At 58.4% G+C, this 18,852-nt stretch carries 20 protein-coding genes and 1 tRNA gene; 8 read left to right on the forward strand and 13 right to left on the reverse strand.

The window, feature by feature from the left end:
- Positions 1 to 448 precede the first annotated feature (448 nt).
- The 4 genes from rlmB to CQ017_RS08550 form a co-directional block, all read right to left on the reverse strand.
- On the reverse strand, positions 449 to 1,432 hold the full coding sequence (gene rlmB / locus CQ017_RS08535; protein ID WP_096288490.1) for a 23S rRNA (guanosine(2251)-2'-O)-methyltransferase RlmB: 984 nt from the start codon (positions 1,430 to 1,432) through the stop codon (positions 449 to 451).
- A gap of 46 nt (positions 1,433 to 1,478) precedes the next feature.
- Positions 1,479 to 2,930 (reverse strand): cysteine--tRNA ligase, encoded by a 1,452-nt coding sequence (cysS, locus tag CQ017_RS08540; protein ID WP_105553369.1) that lies wholly within the window; start codon positions 2,928 to 2,930, stop codon positions 1,479 to 1,481.
- A 69-nt stretch (positions 2,931 to 2,999) separates the two neighbouring features.
- Complete coding sequence (ispD, locus tag CQ017_RS08545) at positions 3,000 to 4,241, reverse strand: 2-C-methyl-D-erythritol 4-phosphate cytidylyltransferase (RefSeq protein WP_258133556.1); 1,242 nt, start codon at positions 4,239 to 4,241, stop codon at positions 3,000 to 3,002.
- A gap of 115 nt (positions 4,242 to 4,356) precedes the next feature.
- The gene (locus tag CQ017_RS08550; protein ID WP_096288501.1) at positions 4,357 to 4,842 is read right to left on the reverse strand and encodes a CarD family transcriptional regulator; all 486 of its coding nucleotides are present in this window, start codon (positions 4,840 to 4,842) and stop codon (positions 4,357 to 4,359) included.
- A gap of 351 nt (positions 4,843 to 5,193) precedes the next feature.
- Here CQ017_RS08550 and CQ017_RS08555 point away from each other — a divergent pair, with 351 nt between their 5' ends.
- The gene (locus CQ017_RS08555) at positions 5,194 to 5,733 is read left to right on the forward strand and encodes a hypothetical protein (RefSeq protein ID WP_105553371.1); all 540 of its coding nucleotides are present in this window, start codon (positions 5,194 to 5,196) and stop codon (positions 5,731 to 5,733) included.
- A gap of 104 nt (positions 5,734 to 5,837) precedes the next feature.
- Here CQ017_RS08555 and CQ017_RS08560 read toward each other — a convergent pair whose 3' ends face one another.
- Entirely contained in the window at positions 5,838 to 6,518 is a 681-nt protein-coding gene (locus CQ017_RS08560) for a response regulator transcription factor (RefSeq protein WP_096283068.1), read from the reverse strand.
- Positions 6,515 to 7,729 carry a cell wall metabolism sensor histidine kinase WalK gene (locus tag CQ017_RS08565; RefSeq protein ID WP_105553372.1) on the reverse strand — a complete coding sequence of 405 codons (1,215 nt, stop codon included), beginning with the start codon at positions 7,727 to 7,729 and terminating at the stop codon, positions 6,515 to 6,517. Before CQ017_RS08565 ends, CQ017_RS08560 begins: the two co-directional genes overlap by 4 nt.
- Before the next feature lie 191 nt (positions 7,730 to 7,920).
- Here CQ017_RS08565 and phoU point away from each other — a divergent pair, with 191 nt between their 5' ends.
- Both phoU and CQ017_RS08575 read left to right on the forward strand, forming a co-directional pair.
- Positions 7,921 to 8,574 carry a phosphate signaling complex protein PhoU gene (gene phoU, locus CQ017_RS08570; RefSeq protein ID WP_105553373.1) on the forward strand — a complete coding sequence of 218 codons (654 nt, stop codon included), beginning with the start codon at positions 7,921 to 7,923 and terminating at the stop codon, positions 8,572 to 8,574.
- 481 nt (positions 8,575 to 9,055) lie between these two features.
- On the forward strand, positions 9,056 to 9,259 hold the full coding sequence (locus tag CQ017_RS08575; RefSeq protein ID WP_146112457.1) for a hypothetical protein: 204 nt from the start codon (positions 9,056 to 9,058) through the stop codon (positions 9,257 to 9,259).
- Between the two features lie 109 nt (positions 9,260 to 9,368).
- On the opposite strand, the gene CQ017_RS08580 is transcribed toward CQ017_RS08575, so the two are convergent.
- From CQ017_RS08580 to CQ017_RS08595, 4 genes are all read right to left on the reverse strand, one after another.
- On the reverse strand, positions 9,369 to 9,671 hold the full coding sequence (locus CQ017_RS08580; protein WP_096283070.1) for a DUF4193 domain-containing protein: 303 nt from the start codon (positions 9,669 to 9,671) through the stop codon (positions 9,369 to 9,371).
- A 203-nt stretch (positions 9,672 to 9,874) separates the two neighbouring features.
- Complete coding sequence (locus CQ017_RS08585) at positions 9,875 to 10,621, reverse strand: phosphoglyceromutase (RefSeq protein ID WP_096283064.1); 747 nt, start codon at positions 10,619 to 10,621, stop codon at positions 9,875 to 9,877.
- Positions 10,622 to 10,738: 117 nt separating this feature from the next.
- Entirely contained in the window at positions 10,739 to 11,050 is a 312-nt protein-coding gene (locus tag CQ017_RS08590; protein WP_096283063.1) for a DUF2516 family protein, read from the reverse strand.
- 55 nt (positions 11,051 to 11,105) lie between these two features.
- Entirely contained in the window at positions 11,106 to 12,263 is a 1,158-nt protein-coding gene (locus CQ017_RS08595; protein WP_105553375.1) for a PLP-dependent aspartate aminotransferase family protein, read from the reverse strand.
- A gap of 145 nt (positions 12,264 to 12,408) precedes the next feature.
- On the opposite strand from CQ017_RS08595, the gene tmk reads away from it, so the two are divergent.
- The 4 genes from tmk (at position 12,409) to CQ017_RS08615 (ending at position 15,956) form a co-directional block, all read left to right on the forward strand.
- Entirely contained in the window at positions 12,409 to 13,062 is a 654-nt protein-coding gene (tmk, locus tag CQ017_RS08600; protein ID WP_105553376.1) for a dTMP kinase, read from the forward strand.
- Positions 13,059 to 14,213 (forward strand): DNA polymerase III subunit delta', encoded by a 1,155-nt coding sequence (locus CQ017_RS08605; RefSeq protein ID WP_105553377.1) that lies wholly within the window; start codon positions 13,059 to 13,061, stop codon positions 14,211 to 14,213. The genes tmk and CQ017_RS08605 overlap by 4 nt, the downstream gene beginning before the upstream one ends.
- Before the next feature lie 49 nt (positions 14,214 to 14,262).
- On the forward strand, positions 14,263 to 15,801 hold the full coding sequence (locus tag CQ017_RS08610; RefSeq protein WP_258133557.1) for an alpha/beta hydrolase: 1,539 nt from the start codon (positions 14,263 to 14,265) through the stop codon (positions 15,799 to 15,801).
- Between the two features lie 83 nt (positions 15,802 to 15,884).
- Positions 15,885 to 15,956 (forward strand) — tRNA-Thr (locus CQ017_RS08615).
- Positions 15,957 to 16,038: 82 nt separating this feature from the next.
- Here the strand turns inward: CQ017_RS08615 and CQ017_RS08620 are convergent.
- Positions 16,039 to 16,314: a hypothetical protein gene (locus CQ017_RS08620; protein ID WP_146112458.1), complete on the reverse strand. Its 276-nt coding sequence runs from the start codon at positions 16,312 to 16,314 to the stop codon at positions 16,039 to 16,041.
- 245 nt (positions 16,315 to 16,559) lie between these two features.
- Here CQ017_RS08620 and CQ017_RS08625 point away from each other — a divergent pair, with 245 nt between their 5' ends.
- Positions 16,560 to 16,871, forward strand: a complete 312-nt coding sequence (locus tag CQ017_RS08625) for a hypothetical protein (RefSeq protein WP_105553379.1) — start codon at positions 16,560 to 16,562, stop codon at positions 16,869 to 16,871.
- 491 nt (positions 16,872 to 17,362) lie between these two features.
- On the opposite strand, the gene CQ017_RS08630 is transcribed toward CQ017_RS08625, so the two are convergent.
- Positions 17,363 to 18,205, reverse strand: coding sequence for an aldo/keto reductase (locus CQ017_RS08630; RefSeq protein ID WP_105553380.1), 843 nt, complete (start codon positions 18,203 to 18,205; stop codon positions 17,363 to 17,365).
- 59 nt (positions 18,206 to 18,264) lie between these two features.
- On the reverse strand, positions 18,265 to 18,714 hold the full coding sequence (locus tag CQ017_RS08635) for a hypothetical protein (RefSeq protein ID WP_105553381.1): 450 nt from the start codon (positions 18,712 to 18,714) through the stop codon (positions 18,265 to 18,267).
- Positions 18,715 to 18,852 lie beyond the last annotated feature (138 nt).

Here is an 18,852-nt window from a genome sequence, read left to right on the forward strand (position 1 = left end):
TTATATATCCACCAAATTAAAAATAATTCGGTATCAATAAACTTGGCACACTATTGAGTTCTCAAACAACAAACACTCTCGACACCACAACCACCGCAATCGGCGGCTGCTTCGCTCCGGAGCAACTTTACAAGGTTACCATCTTGTTGACTGTTGTCAACTCCATGTTTTCCACTTGTTTACGTCTCTTGAATTTCGTTCCCTTTCGGGCTTTCCGTTCAAGCGGCGCGAGAAATAACTCTACACGTCTTTGAGGTGAACGCAAAATCGGGCGCATGGCCCGTTATTCATCCAAACTTCCCTGTCATTACGGGAATTCGTGGCTCGTTGAGCTGGTCTCCGAGAAAAAACCGTCAAAAACATTCTTATGAAGCAGCTCACGCTTAAAGCAGTTGGGCCTGCTTTCCCGCGGAATCACAGGAAACAGGCCCAACAGAAAAGAAAGAACTTACTTGCTTTCGGCGTTACGCAGACGCGAAACCTCGTAAAGCGAGATGCCAACTGCCATGGATGCGTTCAACGACTCCATGGCCGAGTCGATCGGGATCGAGACAATCGCATCGCAGTTCTCGCGGACCAGACGCGACAGTCCCTTACCTTCCGAACCGACCACGATGCACAGTGGGCCGGTAGCCAGTTCCAGATTCGGCAGATCCATATCTCCGCCGGCGTCCAACCCGATGACGAAGATGCCTGCGGCCTTGATTTCCTTCAGCGCGTTGGTCAGGTTGCTGCACTTGGCCACTGGCACACGTACCGCTGCTCCGGCACTGGTTTTCCACGCCGAAGCGGTCATGCCCACACTGCGCCGCTCGGGGATGATCACACCGTTTGCGCCGAAGGCCGAAGCCGAACGGATAATCGCGCCTAGGTTGCGCGGATCGGTAATGCCATCCAGCGCAATGAACAGCGGCTGGGTACGTGAGTAACCGCGGTCGTAGTCTTTGACCGACTTCTGCACCAACTGCACGGCGTCTTTGTATTCGTACGGTGGGATCTGCAGGGCCATGCCCTGGTGAATCGCGCCGTCGGTGATGCGTTCTAGCTCCGGCTTGCTCACTTCCATCAGCGGAATACCCTGAGCGGCGGCGAGTTTCAGCGACTCGCGCACTCGGTCATCAACTTCGATGCGGATGGCTACGTGCAGTGCCTTCGCCGGAATGCCGGCGCGCAACGCTTCAACGACCGAATTACGGCCGGTCACCATCTCGGCATTGACCTTAATCCGGTCATTACGCTTAGCCGCGCTGCGCTTGGTAGCTGCGCGGTCGGCCAGCTCCTTGGTGCGGTAGGCCTTGTGGTAAGGACGATCCTCGGCTTTCGGGGTCGGGCCTTTGCCCTCCAGGGAACGGCGGCCCTTGCCGCCACTTCCCTTGGTTGGGCCCTTCTTGCCCTTGCGAACCGCTCCCGCGCGTTCTTGAGGATTACTCATTTGATGTGTCCTTTGTTTTGAATTCTTCGTATGGCCGCGGGTGCGGTTACTTCGTCAGGGTCCAGCGGGCACCGTCCGCGGAATCAACAACGGTGATGCCCGCGGAGGCTAGCGCGTCGCGAATGGCGTCTGATCGAGCCCAATCCTTAGCGGCTCGCGCCTGGGTACGTTCGGCCAGTTGTGCCTGAATTAGCGTGTCCAGCGCTTCGGTTTCGGCACTTCCCTGCCCGGTGCCGACGCTACGTGCATCGTCCAGTCCAAGAACCTGCGTCATGGCAAGTACCTGGTCGAGCGCCTCGGCTACAGTCTGTTCTTCGTTCGCATCCAGTGCGGCGTTGCCGCGGCGGACCGTCTCATGAAGCACAGCCAAGGCCATCGGCACGTTCAGGTCATCATCCATGGCGAAGCCGAAAGCTTCGGGTACCGAAGTAGCTTCCACGCTGAGCCCGGTATTGGCGGCTCGGTACGTGGCGTTGGAAATGAAAGTGTCGATGCGTTCTACGGCGGCGGCGGCTTCGGTGAGCGAATCGGGACGGTAATCCAGCTGCGAACGGTACTGCGCCTGACCTAGGAAGTAGCGCACCACGCGAGGTTCGGCCAGCTGCAGCATTTCTTCCGGGGAGATGGTGTTGCCAATGGACTTGCTCATTTTTTCCCCGGCATAGGTGACCATGCCGTTGTGCATCCAGTAATTGGCAAAGCCCTGACCGGCGGCGGTTGACTGCGCCAATTCGTTTTCATGGTGCGGGAAGCGCAAATCTAGCCCACCACCGTGGATGTCGAAGTGCGTGCCGAGGTACTTGGCGGCCATAGCCGAGCATTCTAAATGCCAGCCCGGTCGCCCGCGGCCCCAGGGGCTCGTCCACGACGCGGTGTAGGGATCGCTTTCCTTGTGTCCCTTCCACAGGGCGAAGTCCCGCGGATCTCGCTTGCCACGCGGATCGGCGTCGGCGGCAGCCTGCATATCGTCGATTTTCTGTCGGGTCAGTGAACCGTAGGCCTCGAAGGAGCGTACGTCGAAATACACGTCTCCGGAGTCATCGGTGGCCGGGTAGGCATGACCGCGGGAGATCAAGGTTTCGATCAGCTCATGCATTTCGGTGATGTGGCCGGTAGCGCGTGGCTCATAGGTCGGTCTGCGTACTCCGAGCGCTGCATAGGCGTTGGCAAACTCTTGTTCGAAGCGGTAGGCCAGCGCATACCAAGACTCCCGTGGCGGGTAGTGCTGATCCGCGGCAAATTCCTCGGCGAAGGAGTTCGACGACTTTTCCAAGATCTTGTCGTCGATATCGGTCACATTGCGCACGGTGGTGACGGTAAAGTCCCGGTATTCCAGCCAGCGCACCAAGATGTCGTAGGCAATAGCGCTGCGCACGTGGCCCACGTGCGGCATGCCCTGCACAGTTGCGCCACAGTAGTACAGCTTGACTTCGCCGTCGGTTAACGGCTTAAAGTCTCGTACGGACGCAGTCTTGGTGTCATAAAATCGCAGGCTCACATCTTTAAGGTTATCCGAAGAAACCGGTGGTTGTGCGGGGATGCGACAAGGAACGCACTGACGCGTTGTTTACTGCCCTGCCCGAGTGGCCGGATAGACCAGCGCGGTGGCGTATGCGGTGACCCCGATGCCCTCCCCCTCGTAGCCCAATCCATCGCTGGTGGTTGCGGTGACGCTGACTGGGGCACCAAGGACTTCAGAGAGCAGTTGATTGGCTTCTTCGCGGCGCGCCGCGAAGCGTGGACGGCGGGCCACGAACTGCACCGCAACGTTGCCGATCTCGAACCCCGCGCCTCGGACCAGACGCGCAGCTTCTGCAAGCAGGCTCACACCGCTTGCCCCGGCAAATTCGGGTCGATCCACCCCAAAGTGGGTTCCCAGATCGCCAATCCCGCTGGCGGAGAACAATGCGTCGCAGGCAGCGTGGGCTACCGCGTCCCCGTCCGAGTGTCCCGACAGACCGATATCGTCGGGGAAGAAAAGGCCTGCCAGCCACATTTGCCGTGATGGGTCGGTGCTGACCGCGTGCACGTCGATGCCATTGCCGATGCGTGGGATGGCCAAGTTTTTCTCCAGGTTCTTCGTTGCGGCGGTGGTGAACAATCGCCCCACGGTATCCAAATCCTCAGGGTGGGTGACCTTCAGCGAACGCGCGTCGCCAGCCACGACGTGCACTTCAACCCCGTGGACGCGAACGATCGAAGCGTCATCGGTGACGCGTGCTAATTCTTCGGGGCTGTAGTGGTCGAGTTGCGCATGAGCATCGATGAGGGTCTGGGCGTCGAATCCCTGCGGGGTTTGCACCGCCCGCAAGGTGCTGCGATCCGGCGTTTCTACGATAGTCGGCGAACCCAAGCCCACGTCCGTGCCGACCACGCTGATCGTGTCGGTCACCGCCAGGGCCGGGATGGCTGCCTGGACTGCGGGCTTGCGCAGCTCGGAGAGTATCAGCTCGTATTGGGATACCGGGGCGAAGGCGCGTGCCGCGTCATGAACCAGGATTCGCGTGATCTGCGCGGAGACCGCGGCCAGACCATTGCGCACGGAGGCCGCGCGGCTGTTCCCGCCGGGGACTGTACGCACCAGCGACGGGTAGTCGGCAAGGCGTTCGGTAAGCCGGGAGTCCTTCGGCGGTACCACCACGATTACGTCGTTGACTCCACCCACTTCGAGAATGCGGTCCAGTGCATGCTCGGCCAGCGATTTGCCGTGGACCTCAACTAACGCCTTGGGCAGGCCCGCACCTAGGCGAGTCCCCAAGCCGGCCGCTACCAGGATGACCGCTACCGATTCTTCTCGTTGCTCACTCACGAATCCCAGCTTATCCCGCATTAGAACTGCAGTTAAATGACTAAACCGTGGGTCGCTTTCCAGCGTCCCACGGTTACTTGTCGTTCGGCATCAGGCTTCGATAACTCGACGAAATTTAGGCGGAGGCCAAAACTTCGTCCAGCAGGCCTTCTGCCTTGGTCTCGTCCAGGTCCTTGGCAAGAGCCAATTCGCTGATCAATACCTGACGGGCTTTGGAGAGCATACGCTTTTCGCCTGCGGACAGGCCACGGTCATTCTCACGGCGCCAAAGGTCACGAACGACCTCTGCCACCTTGATGACATCACCGGAGGCAAGCTTTTCTAGGTTTGCCTTGTAACGACGCGACCAGTTGGTCGGCTCTTCAGTAAATTCAGCACGAAGGACATCGAACACATGGTCCAAGCCTTCCTGACCTACCACGTCACGCACGCCAACGAGATCAACGTTCTCTGCTGGAACCTCGATGGTCAGGTCGCCCTGAGCCACCTTGAGCTTGAGATACATTTTCTCTTCGCCCTTGATCTTGCGCATTTTGATCTCTTCGATCATTGCCGCGCCGTGGTGCGGGTAGACAACAGTCTCGCCAACCTCAAAAACCATGTGAATAAACCCCTTTCCCACCTCCCAGTCTACCACGGGCACGCTCTGGGAAATCTTCACCATGACCCCAATAACCCCGAAAAGACGCGGAATTCCCTCTTCCACTTGCGGGAGAAACGTGGTATGAAGTTAATAGGTTGCGCGGCTCACCCCTCTCCCACAAGCCGCCTCAACTTATCTACAACTTGTCGAAATCGATGTGTTGCCCGTCGCTAAATCACGTTCTGGCGCGAATTACGGTTAGGCTTAGTAGCAGTCGTGGTCTTCGTGCTGCCCCGCGCCTTGGGTGCGGAACACCGATAAATGGCCGCGAAACCCGCAACTCATTATTCTCACCGAGGAGTTAGTGTCGTGATCACCGCACGCATGACCGCTGGACGCCGCATCGCTGCGTCCCTAGCCGTGGCTGCCCTGGCATTCGGTGTCACCAGCTGTGGCGCCATCAACCAGCAGGCGACTACCACCCAGTACAACGCATCCGATGGCATCCACGTTGATGTTGCCGACGCCGAGGTTCGCAACCTGATGTTCGTCGCAAACACCGACGCTTCCGAGGCCCGCCTGATCGGCTCAGTGGTCAATGACGGAGACAGCGCAGTAAGCGTGAGCATCAAGGCCGGCTCGGCATCTGCCGTGACGATCGAGGTTCCGGCCAACGAGGTCATCAAGTTGGAAGACGACGCTAACGAAACCGTCATCTCCTCGCTTGGCGTCAACCAGGGCGAGCACGCCGTCACCATCTTCACCGCGGACGGCGAAACCGTCGAGTTCAGCGTTCCGGTAGTCGACGGCACCCTCGCCGAATACCGCGACTTCGTTCCGGGCGGATACGACTCGGCCACCACCGAACACCTGAAGCCGGTAGAGCACGAATCCACTTCGGGCCACTAAGCGCTTTCTAAACGACAAAGGCTTCGGCCTTCGAGAATTCCTCCTCGATGGAAGATTCTCGAAGGCCGAAGCCTTTTGCATTTCTGCGCTAGTTCAGCGACGAGCTAAGCGACGAATTTGTATCCGAGCCCGCGTACCGTCACCAGATGCTCTGGGACTGCAGGATCTTCCTCGATCTTCGACCGCAGGCGCTTGACATGCACGTCGAGAGTTTTGGTGTCCCCGACATAATCGCTGCCCCAGACCCGGTCGATCAGCTGTCCGCGGGTCAGCACGCGACCTGCGTTGCGCAACAGCATTTCGAGCAGCTCGAATTCCTTCAACGGCATCGCGACCTCGGTATTGCTGACCGAAACCACATGGCGTTCGACATCCATGCGCACAGGCCCGGCGGTGACCACGTTGGTGATCAGCTCCTCGACTTCGCCCTGTCGGCGCAGCACCGCTCGAATGCGGGCCAGCAGTTCACGCGAGGAGTACGGCTTGGTGACGTAGTCATCGGCGCCGAGCTCGAGGCCCACCACCTTATCGATTTCGGAGTCCTTGGCGGTGAGCATGATGACAGGGACCTGGCTGGTGGCGCGGATCTGACGGATCACCTCGGTACCGGGTTGTCCAGGAAGCATCAAATCTAGCAGCACCAGATCGGCGCCGTGGCGCTCAAATTCGGTGACAGCCACAATACCGTCGTCGGCGATGCGCACCTCAAAACCTTCACGTTCCAACAGGTAAGAAAGCGGGTCCGAGAGCGACTCTTCGTCCTCAACGATCAATATGCGGGTCATCGGCGTCCTCCTTCACGATCCGCCACACGCGTGGCGTTCGCTTTATCCTTCGTCGTATCGGTGGCCAATTCCGATGGCTCGGCCCCTTCTTCATCCACTATGGGAAGTCTGAGTGTGAACGTGGATCCCTGCCCGGGCTGCGACCAGAGCGATACTTCGCCGCCGTGGTTGGCCAGCACATGCTTGACGATGCTCAGTCCCAGGCCGGTTCCGCCGGTCTGCCGTGAGCGTGCCCCATCCACCCGGTAGAAGCGTTCGAAGACGCGCTCCTGCTCTTCGGCGGAGATGCCCGGACCCTGATCGGTGACGGAGATCTGCGCGTAGCCGTCACGCTGGCGCAGCCCCACACCCACGGTGGTGTTTGGCGGTGAGTAGCGGATCGCGTTGTCGATCAGGTTGCGCAGGGCAGTCATCAGCAGATCCGCATCGCCGTAGATCGCGGCATCAAGCTGACCGCCCACGGTAATGCTGATTCCCTTTTCCTCGGCGAGCAGCTTGTTGCGGTCAACCGCCTCGCTGATCACCGATTCGATGGCCACATCGGCCCCGTGCAGGATTGAGTCGCTGGACTGCAGCCGGGAGAGTTCGATGATGTCCTGGACCAGTGCGGCCAGGCGCCGGGATTCCTTCTGCATCCGAGTGGAGAAACGGCGCACCGCCACCGGGTCATCGGCGCCGTCGCTGATCGCCTCGGCCAGTAGCGACATCGCGCCCACCGGGGTTTTCAACTCGTGCGACACGTTGGCCACGAAGTCATTGCGCATGGCCTCGGTGCGGGTGATCTCGGTGCGGTCATCGGCGAGCAGCAGGATGTACTCATCACCCAACGGCGCAACACGTACGTGCACGATCAGCTGTCCGGCGCCCAGGGTGGCCCGCTGCAGCTCGTACTGGCTCTCGGCGATCACACCGTCGGCGCGTACCTGACGCACCAGCGTCGCCAGCTCCTCGTGGACCAGTGTATGCCCGCGTACCAGCCCGTAGGCATAGGAGGCGGGGTTGGCGCGAACCACTCCGTCCACGTCGTCCAGGATCACGAACGCGCGGCCAATGACCGAAAGCACCGAGGCGGCGCCTTCGGGCAGCACCGGTTCGTCAACATCGGGAAGGCCGGAGGCACGCCGCTGCGAGAAACGGTAGGCGGCAAGCCCGACAAGTCCCAAGGTCAAACCGAGCAGGCCGGCGAGCAAGGTCGAAATTACTTCGTTCACATAATCAGACTAGCTTCCAACGCGCTGGGGGCTGGTCTCAAATGACGCGAAATAGGACTTTTCGCTATCCTATTCACCAAACGTTCACTTTCCGTGGGATATTCGTTAATAACCCGCTGACAAGGTGGAGGCAGACCCTCCGTCATGCCCAAAATCAGGGTGTGGGATTCCGTAACTCGAAAGGACCTTCAATGCGCAAGGTATTTCAGGCAGATCTGCAGCAAATCGGTGAAGAGCTGATCGAGATGTCCAAGCTGGTTGCCATCGCGATGGACCGTGCATGGGAATCGCTGGCAAACGCCGATGTCGATATGGCTCAGGAAGTTATCGCAGCCGATGCGAAGATCGACTTCCTGCAGAACCAGCTCGACGAGCGCGCCATCGACACCTTGGCACTCCAGGGGCCGGTGGCTTCGGATCTGCGCATGATCGTAGGCTCGCTGCGCATGAGCGCTTCGCTAGAGCGCATGGGAGACCTGGCGCGCCACTTAGCCCAGCTAACCCGCCTGCGTTTCCCGAACCCGGCGATCCCCGCGCAGATTTCCGACACATTCTCACAGATGGCAGAGATCGACATTCAGATCGCCAAGGAAGTCGGTCAACTGCTCGAAACTCGTGACTTGGCCATTGCCCGGGCAATTATCGAATTGAACCACAAGCTGGATGGGTTGCATTCCAGTGTGTTCACCGTGATCGCCGACGACGCGTGGGACGAGACGGCGCCGACCACCGTGGATGTTTCGCTCACCAGCCGCTATCTCGAGCGCTTCGGTGACCACGGCGTCTCCGTTGCCCGCAAAGTGACCTACTTGGTAACCGGCGAATGGGATCCAGCAGAGTTCTAAGCTCCGCAAGTTAGCGCACTAGCGCCGACGTACTTCGATGGCCTTGGGCCGGTGATTTCCTCACCGGCCCAAGGCCATTTTTGCGGGCGCCCAAGTCTATTGCCTACCGCTAGTCACGATCCAGGGCAACAGCTCTGCCTGGCGGTTCACAGAAATATATAGTCACTACGAGCTACATGGCCGATTACTTCCTATTAAGCATTCGCAGAGCAGGAAAATTTCAGTGGCGAGTTCTTTGCCTTCCCTGGAATTTATGAGGTCAAGGGAAAGTCCACGGATTTCATCGCCGCATCGACCGAACCGCTTCGCCTCACCTCCAGCGTTGACGGCAACGCACATGTGGAGATTACCCGGGAGCTGTCTTCGGCCACGAGAACTCGCGTTGAAGGCCGTGCAGGACTTCGCTACGGCGTGTGTCACGCCTCCTACGAATATGGCGGATGGCTGTCCCTACGAGCTACGCCAGAAAGATCTCGCATCGATGAAGTTGACGGAGCAGACCGGCGGCCTGGAAAGCCTGAGCCAGAACAGTTTCATCGCTCAAAGCACCAAGTTCAAGTACAAGAAGAACGACACCGAGTACTACGAATACGAAACGAAAGATCTGGAGACAACCTTCCGCGGCACTATCGAGTGGGATAGCGCAACCCCCAAGGTCACCAAAATATCTAGTGGTTGGTGCTAAGCGACCCGAGAGTCAGAAGTTAACGCAGTAAGGGTGGGACACCGTATCGGTGTCCCACCCTTCATGTGTGCGTCCCCCGGACATGCCGGAGGCTAGAGTATTTCCGGCTTTAGCCTTCGCACTCGACGCAGAAACCTACAATGCCCTCTTCACGAACTAGCTGTGAGCGGTGGCGGATCAGGAAGCACGAGCCGCAGATGAACTCGTCTTCCTTCTGCGGGACGACCGTAACGGTCAGTTCCTCATTGGACAGGTCTGCGCCTGGAAGGTCCATACCGTCGGTGTGATCGGCCTCGTCGAGCTCGCGCACGACGCTCTTCGCGTCTGGTGCGTTTGCGGACTTAACCGCGTCTAGAGAAGCCTTGCGCGCCTCGGCAACGTCCGGGCGGACTTCATCGTAATCAGTTGCCACGAATTGCATTCCTAACGTGAGCCATTGAGCCTATTCGAAATAGGAGATTACAGCATACTAATGCCAGAAACACAATCCTGTGTCGTTGTTTCGCTCACAGCCTGACATTCATTTGAACTTTGCGCTTAAGAAACGACGAGGCGCACCGCTTCCGACACCCAAAAGTGCCGGCGCTGGTGCGCCCCGTACAAACTCAGAACGTGCTACTTACGCCCCTGATTCGCGACTGCCTTGATCGCGTCTGCGGCAGCTTCCAGATCCAGGTAGGTGCCACCGGCGGTGATTGGCTGGAAGTTCTCGTCCAGTTCGTACACCAACGGAATGCCGGTCGGGATGTTCAGCGAGGCAATGGCCTCGTCGCTGATGCCGTCCAGGTGCTTGACCAGCGCACGCAGCGAGTTGCCGTGCGCGGTGACCATGACGGTCTTGCCTGCGGACAGGTCCGTCTTGATCTCATTCTCCCAATACGGAAGCATGCGCTCGAGCACATCTTTGAGGCACTCGGTGCGTGGCGCCTGGTCGCCCAGGTCCGCGTAACGCTCGTCAGTTGCCTGGCTGAATTCCGAAGCATCGTCCAGGACCGGGGGCGGGGTATCGTAGCTGCGGCGCCACAGCATGAACTGCTCTTCGCCGAACTCGGCCAGCGTCTGTGCCTTGTCCTTGCCCTGCAGCGCACCATAGTGGCGTTCGTTCAAGCGCCAGCTGCGGTTGACCGGGATCCACGAACGACCAGCCGTTTCCAGTGCGAGGTTGGCTGTGGTGATCGCGCGGGTCAATAGCGAGGTGTGAAGCACCTCTGGCTTGTAGCCGGCTTCAGCCAGCAGCTCGCCGCCACGAGCGGCTTCGGCCCGTCCCTTTTCGGTCAGGTTCACGTCGTACCAACCGGTGAACAGATTCTTTTCGTTCCATTCGCTCTGCCCATGGCGAAGCAAGATCAAAGTATGGGTCATACATTCCATCCTATCCAATGCGATGCACCGCGTAGCCGAAAGTTAAGACATGTCAGCAAAAAACAACGCCCCGGTCTTCGCTTGACGAAGTCCGAGGCGTTGAAAAGCTTGTTGCCCTTAGTTGTACCAGTTGCCGCTCTGGCCGCTGACCGCGGGCTTGACATCCGCCAGGTAAACGCAGGCTACACAGGCCGCGATCAGCTGCAGGAAGCCGCCGCTGCTGGCTGGGCCGGAAAGCACCATCAACACCGAAATGATGGTGGCGCCGCCGGTCAATGCCATCCACCAGCCCTTGGTGCGCTTACCTTCTTGGGTAAACCGCGACGCCTGATGGCGCAGGCAATCGATCAATGCCCAGACGGCGACGACGCCGACAACAATGCTGAGCGCATACATCAAGTACATCTCGATTATTCGTGCCAAGTCCATATCTACACTCTACCTTTCTCTCCGGCGCGTCCATCGGCCTGGGGGTCGTGAGTCTTCAGATTCGTTCAAGGGCTCCGGAAAGATCCCGCCACAAATCCTCCACGGCTTCGATACCCACCGAAAGCCGGATCAAGTTTTCCGGCACGGTGGCGGGTTCATTCGCGTGGCGCGCCCGGCGCTCGGCCAGAGTTTCCACTCCGCCCAGCGAGGTGGCGCCGGTGATCAGGCGGAGCTCTTCGATCATCCGGTCCGCGTCTTTGGCGGTTGAACCTGCGGTAAATGAAATCACCGAACCGTAGCCGCTCATTTGCTCGGTGGCCCGCTGATGTCCGACATCCGTTGGCAGACCGGGGTAGCGTACTGCGCTCACCTTCGCATGCGCGGCCAGCCGCTCGGCCAGGATTTGGCTGTTCGCCTGCGAGCGTTCGAGCCTGACCGACAGGGTACGCACCCCGCGCAGGGCCAGGAATACGTCCATTGGCGAGGCGATGGCTCCATGCAAGGTGCGGTGCCCGTGCAGCTTGCTATGCAATTGCCCGTCGTTGGTGACCACCGCGCCGAGGATCAGATCCGAGTGGCCCGACAGATATTTGGTCACCGAGTGGACCACCAGATCAGCCCCCAAGGTCAAAGGCTGTTGCAATAGCGGGGTGGCAAAGGTGTTGTCAACGATGCTGAGCACACCCGAGGACTTGGCCGCCGCCAACAGCGCGGGAAGATCCGCAACCTCAAGCATCGGGTTTGTTGGAGACTCCAGCCACAGCACGTCGGCACCGTCCATCGCGCGCAGCACCTGATCGGTATTTGCCACATCCACAGCTCGTACACTGAAGCGTCCGGCTGCCTGCAGTTCAGCGCTCAACCCCAACGAACCGTTATAGGAATGCTTTGGCAAGACCAGCACGCCGCCCTCGGGCACCAGGGTCAGCGCCGCGGAGATCGCCGCCATCCCGGAAGAAAACACCAATGCCGGATGTTGTGCCTGCTCTAATTGACCCAAGACTTCTTCGAACGGGTCCCAGCTTGGGTTGGAGAATCGCGCGTACACGCGATCCCCGGTGCCGGCAAGCCCGTGCGAGTGGTAGGTCGAGGTGAACGTGATCGGATGATTCACCGGGCCGTCATTGGTGTGCGCAGGACGTCCCCCGGCCACGATAAGCGTGTTCGGGTCCCAAGTTTGTGCTTCGGTAGCTGATTCTGGCAGTTGGCTCATGAGCACCAGATTACGCCCGCATAGCGGCGCAATGCACAAGCGTTTACGTGCATGTCCGCCCGTGTTACCCGGCTTGTTCGTCACTCTTGGCCAGAAGCCCTGGAATCTGTCCTTTTTCCCGACCCCGGTTAGTTAGGGTAGAGGTGTGAGTATCGATTCGACTGCATCCCAGCGCGGCCTGTTTATCGTCTTTGAAGGCGGCGACGGCGCCGGCAAGTCCACGCAGGTGGCCATGACCCGTCAGTGGTTGGAAAATCGTGGTGCCCGCGTAGCGACCACTAGGGAACCCGGCGGCACCCAAATCGGCGAGAAACTACGCTCCTTGGTGCTCGAACACGGTCACGGCGACATCGATTCACGCACCGAGGCTCTTATCTATGCGGCGGCCCGCGCAGCCCACGTGCAGCAGCTCATCGCTCCAAAGCTCGCGGAGGGTACCCACGTGATTTGCGACCGATTTGTCGACTCTTCGCTGGCCTATCAAGGCATGGGCCGATCCCTAGGGTTTTCGGCTGTCTCGGCCATCAATGACTTTGCGACCACCGGTTTGAAACCGGATGCCACGATCATCCTCGATATCTCTGCCGCGGATGGTCGCGCTCGGCGAATCGCTGCCAGCGGCGGGGTGGAGGATTCGGACCGGCTGGAAGCCGAACCAGATGATTTCCACGAACGCATCCGCGGCGCTTTCCTCGAACTTGCCGCCAAGGATCCACGGCGTTATCTGGTTGTCGATGCGACAGGCAGCGTTGAGCAGCTCCAACAGGAAATCACGACACACCTTGCAGGTCTGTTGTGAGCCGGCTGGTATTTGCCGAGCTCGCCGGTCAGCAGCGTGTGGTCGACTCGCTGATTTCCGAGGTTGATCAAGGCAACCCCACACATGCTTGGCTGGTGACCGGTCCGCCTGGTTCCGGACGGACCACCGCGGCCCGGGCGTTCGCCGCGGCCTTGCAATGTACACAAACTCCAGCGGGCTGCGGACAGTGCGATGCATGTAAGAAAGTAATGGCGGGCAACCATCCAGATGTTTCTTTCGTTTCCACTAGCAAGGTCGCCTATCAGATCGAAGATGTCCGGCATCTGATCACGCGCGCCCAAGAACGTGCCGGTAACGGCAAATGGCGCATCATCATCATCGAAGATGCAGACCGTATGACCGAACGCACTACCAATGTGCTGTTGAAGGCCATCGAAGAACCGCCTGCACAGATGATCTGGATCCTCTGTGCGCCCTCACCGGCCGATGTGCTGGTAACCATCCGCTCGCGCTGCCGCGCGGTCAACTTGTCGGTGCCTGCGGCCGCGGAGGTCGCCGAGCTTTTGGTGCGTCGCGACGGTTTGGAACCGGAGATGGCAGAGTTTGCCGCGCGAGTATCGCAGTCCCATATTGGCGTTGCCCGTATGTTAGCCCGAGATGAAAAGGCTCGCGAGCGTCGTGAAAAGGTCGTCACGCTGCCGCTGCGGCTCTCTACCCTCCCCCAGGCGATGTCTGCCGCGGCAGACATCTCTGCGCTGGCCAGCGAGCATGCCGAAGCCATGACCGGTTCGCAGCTCAGCGCACAGATTGCCGAGCTTCGCCACGCAAATGGCTTGGGCGAAGAGGAAAATATTCCTCCGGGACTGCGCGGACAGTTCAAGGCCCTAGAGGAAAATGCCAAGCGTTTCGCCAGGCGCGCTACTTTTGATTCCTTGGACCGCACTCTGATAGATCTGACGACCTTTTTCCGCGATGTGCTTAGTTTGCAACTGCATTCGGGCATAGAACTCATCAACGAACATCTCCGCTCGAAGCTAGAAGCCTACGCAGCGGCGCAACCCAGCGAGAAGACACTCGCCCAGCTTGATGCAATCAACGAAACGCGTCAGCGCCTGGCCGCCAACGTTAATCAACTGATCGCCCTTGAGGCGCTCATGGCCCGGCTACTTCCAAAGCCAGGCCGTCGCTAGATCAGCAGCTGCCACGACCGATACCCCAACTTCAACAGGAGACGCAAAAGTGACTGCACGTATTTCCCTGCTCCGGTTCGCGTCACTGGGCGCGGCGTTGTCCCTCGCCTTGGTTTCCTGCGCTGGCTCCGGGCCGAGCGATACGGACGCTGCCCCTTCGGCCACCAAATCCCCGCCTACTGCGGCTCCTGAAGCCCAGGGCGAACTGGCCGAATACTACGATCAAGACGTGATGTGGGAACCATGCGGCAGCACAGTGGAGTGCGCGACTATCCAGGTGCCCCTGGACTATGAAAACCCCGAGCAAGAGGGCATTGATCTTGCGCTGAATCGACGTGCTTCGGAAGGTACGAAACGAAACCTTCTGGTAAATCCCGGCGGTCCGGGCGGGTCAGGCCTCGGCATGGTCACCGAAACTGTGCCCCATATTTTCAGCAATGATCTGCAGCGTGAGTTCAATACGATCGGTTTCGACCCACGTGGCGTAGGCAAGAGCTCCCCGGTGAAATGTCAGACAGATGAGCAAACCGACCTGAGCCGGCAACAGAACCTACGCGCCTGGGTTCCAGAAGACCGAGAAGAAATCATCAAGCAATCTAAGGAATACTCCAAGGAGTGCGCGCAGAACACCGGGGATTTGCTCGGTCATGTGGACACCGTTTCGGCGGCCAAGGATCTGGACATCATCCGGGCAGCCCTTGGAGACGAAAAACTCGATTATCTTGGTTTCTCTTACGGCACGTTCCTCGGCGCCACCTACGCGGAGCTCTTTCCGCAGCGGGTTGGCGGGTTCGTCCTAGATGGCGCCATGGATCCCTCAGTTTCATCCGCTGAGGTGAACAGGGCGCAGGCCGTGGGATTTGAGCGAGAGATCGATGCCTGGCTCGAAAGCTGTTTGAACAGTGAAGCATGCCCATTTGACGGGACTCTTGAAGAAGCCAAAGTGCAACTGCAACTGTTCTTTGCTCAAATCGAAAATGAACCGCTCGTGTCCAGCGACGGCCGAACCGTACCGATTATCGATTTCATCAACGGATTCATCGTTCCGCTTTATGACAATTCGAGCTGGCCGATACTGACCACTGCCATGCGTGAAGCAATGGAAGGCGATGTAGATCAGGTCTTGCTCTTTGCAGACCTCGCCAGCGACCGAAGCCAAGATGGCACCTACACATCGAATTCGTCCGACGCGTTCGTGGCTATCAATTGCCTGGACCGGCCAATGGATGCAGACCCAGCCACGATGCAGACCGAAGCCGAAGAGTTAATGCGCGTAGCCCCCACCCTAGGGAAATATCTCTCCTACGGCGCAATCACCTGCAACGAGTGGGAGCATGACGCGACTGGGGCACCTGCGGAGCTGCAGGCGAAGGGCTCCGGCGAGATCCTGGTGGTCGGGACAACCGGAGATCCCGCGACGCCTTACGAATGGTCGCAGTCGCTGGCCTCGCAATTGTCCAGCGCAACGTTGCTGACTTTTGAAGGGCATGGCCACACCGCATATGGTCGTTCGAATGACTGCATCACCGAGGCGGTTGATGCTTACTTGATCGATGGCAAGGCGCCCGAAGATGGCACCGTGTGCTGATCTAAGGCTTCACAGAAACAGCTCGTTTTGACGATCTCTCGAGTACTCAGATAAAGTAGCGAGGTGCCTGTTTTCAGGTATCGGCCTCCTTAGCTCAGGGGTAGAGCAGCTCCCTCGTAAAGAGCAGGTCGGCGGTTCAAATCCGCCAGGGGGCTCGTGTGAAGAAAAACCCCGGACACCGGTACTACCGTGTGCTTCCGGGGTTTTTCGCTGTCTTGGGACACCGAGCCTCGCTCATCACTGCTTCTTATGCACCAAAAACATCAACATGGCGATGATTTTATGAATGACGACGAGCCCAAATATGAAGGCCAATGCGAAGCAGCCGGTCGAGGCGAGCTCGAATGGTGAAAGCGCCAAGGGATTAGGATCCCCGTCTCGAAATGCCAGCTGAGCCCCGAAGAACAGCAGGAAGAATCCTAAAAAACTCAGCGCGATGCTCAACCAAAAATAGATCAGGGTGTCATATCCCGGTTTTTTCATAGGCAAGAAGTCATCCTTAATTTTATTCATTCTGATTACTACAATGATAATCAATCATGCATCTTTTACCCTAAAAAAGACTTCGAAGAATCGCTGGCAACGAATCTGCCTACACAAGTAAAGGTTCGCCAAAGAGCCAAGGCCGGCCTCTTTAGATTCAACTTCGCCTCTTCTCACCTCGGCTGACAGGTCACGCATTGACACCGTTTATTCACGAAGGTAGGATCCATTCCAAAGAGCGGGGAACTCAGGTTTTCCCCGGTTGGGAATATTCAATGGACGACTGGATGTTCGTTTTCGGCAACGATGCGCCGCCCCCGGCAGCGGGATATGACTGGACGCGGATTCAAGCCGCTACGCGGTCAATGCTGGCGGCGCAGGCACGTATGCGGCGTGCGTCCCAAGGAAACGCCGAACTAGACGAATCCGAATTGGCAGACGCACAGCAGAGCATCGCAGAGTTCGAAAACTCGATCCTTGAAGCACTTGGCAACGGGGTTGCGGTAAGCCTGATTGCTGACAGTACGAATCTAAGCCAGACAGCGGTCAACAAGCTCCGTGATACGGGCACACTCATGGGTTCCTAATTCGCAGCCCCGCCATCTTTCAGGAAGGAGCTAGACGCGGACATCCGATGTGAACATGAGCAGGGTTCACCAAATACGAGATAAGCCTGCGCACGGTTCGATGCGCAGAGCTTCAGCTATCGGCTACAAGGAGTCCTGACCGCAGTTCGTCAGATGCCCCAAAATAGCGCCGAGCGAACGAACACGATTGGGACTTCAGTCAAGGGCGACGGTACCCCGCGCATTACCGGCTTGCCCGGGCACCGCAGGCCATCCTGGGCCGATCATGTATACCGGGGAACCGCACCCGCTGGAAGTTAAAGCTTCGGCACTCAACGCAGTGAGGATCAGCCTTGCACCGAAAGCCTGACGGCGTTCCGTCGCAAGAGGGATATTATGCACCGATCTCAGCCTAGTGCGGATCTCGACAACCGCTCTGGGTTTCAAGCAGTCAAGGACCCTGGTTCCTACCGAAACCAGGGTCCAAAATTCAATGCTCTGCAGATTCGGATTTATTCGAAGTCTGAGGTAGCCGGATCTGCCGCGATGCGCCCCTCGGGACCACGGTCCAACCCGTTGATCGCAGCAAGGTCCTCGTCATCAAGCTTCAACTCGACTGCCTCGAGGTTCTCGATGATTCGCGAATCGGTGACTGACTTTGGAATCACCACGTTGCCCAAAGCCAAATGCCAGGCGATGACTACCTGCGCCGCACTGGCCTCATGCTTTTGGGCGATCCCTAAAAGGACCGGGTCGGTCAAGAGCTCGCCGCCGTGGCCAAGCGGAGACCATGATTCGTGGGCGATGCCATGCTTAGCTTCGTAAGCGCGCAACTCGGCCTGTGGGAAGTACGGGTGAGTTTCAACTTGGTTGATCACCGGACGCACACCGGTGTGCTCATAGAGCTCGTCCATGGCCTCAATGGTGAAGTTGCAGACGCCGATAGACGTGGCCTTTCCGTCTTTCTGTAGCTGAATCAAGGCTTTCCACGTGTCCACATAGGTGCCGCGCTGAGGCTGCAACCAGTGAATCAGGTAAAGATCGACGTGGCTCGTTCCCAAACGTTCGAGGGAGGCTTCGGACGCCGCCAATGTCTTGTCGTAGCCCTGGTCGGAATTCCAGACTTTGGTGGTCACGAAGATTTCGCCACGCGGAATGCCGCTGGTGGCGATTGCGCGCCCCACGCCTTCTTCGTTGCCGTAGATACGGGCTGTATCGATATGGCGGTATCCGGCTTTCAGCGCCTTGCCAACTGCGATCTCAGCGTCGGCATCGGATATCTTCCAGACGCCGTAACCGATCTGGTCGATGCAGTTGCCATCGTGGAAATTAGATTGTGGAATAGTTTGGATCATGCAACTAATTTAGTGCATCGGAGCGGAACTTGAGGTGAAAGGCACCATGTTTCAACGGTTCAGCTCACGTCAGCCAGCATTTTGGCTGCGTGCGAAATGTCGTCTTTGACGATCTGTGCACGGTGTTCGACCGGTTGCATATTGTTTTCTGCTCCACCTTTGGCCTGCATGCGCATCATCGCAATTGCCTGAGCCGTAGCGGCTAAGTCGTTGGCTGACTTGGTCAGCGCTCGGTGCACCTTGGAGGTGGATTGCGGAATGTGCTCGTCATCGCTTGGCGTCACCCGCTGGGCATCGATGCACAGCTGACGCACCCGCGGGAGCAGATCTGCCAGCTCATTGGCTTGCGTAACTACCTCGTTGTACAGGTCGTTGTCTTCGATTCCTTCTAAGACCTGGAAAACGCGGTCCAAAGAGCGCACGAACCTGTCATGGGCGCGACGCCATACGCCTTGCCCAAGGTCACGGTTTGTTGCGCGTTGTTCGCGCAGACGCGAGAAAAACCCCATCACACTCTTTTTTGCTAGGTCGCTACGAAATGACTAGTACCAGACTACCGGTCGCTGCTCAAAACTCCCCAGCTTCGTGGCTTCGCTTGACGTGAAAAGGAGTCTTGGAACTCGAAATCGAGTTCCAAGACTCCTTCG

This window comes from Arthrobacter sp. MYb224 (assembly GCF_002975455.1).
In the GTDB taxonomy this organism is placed as follows: Bacteria; Actinomycetota; Actinomycetes; order Actinomycetales; family Micrococcaceae; genus Glutamicibacter.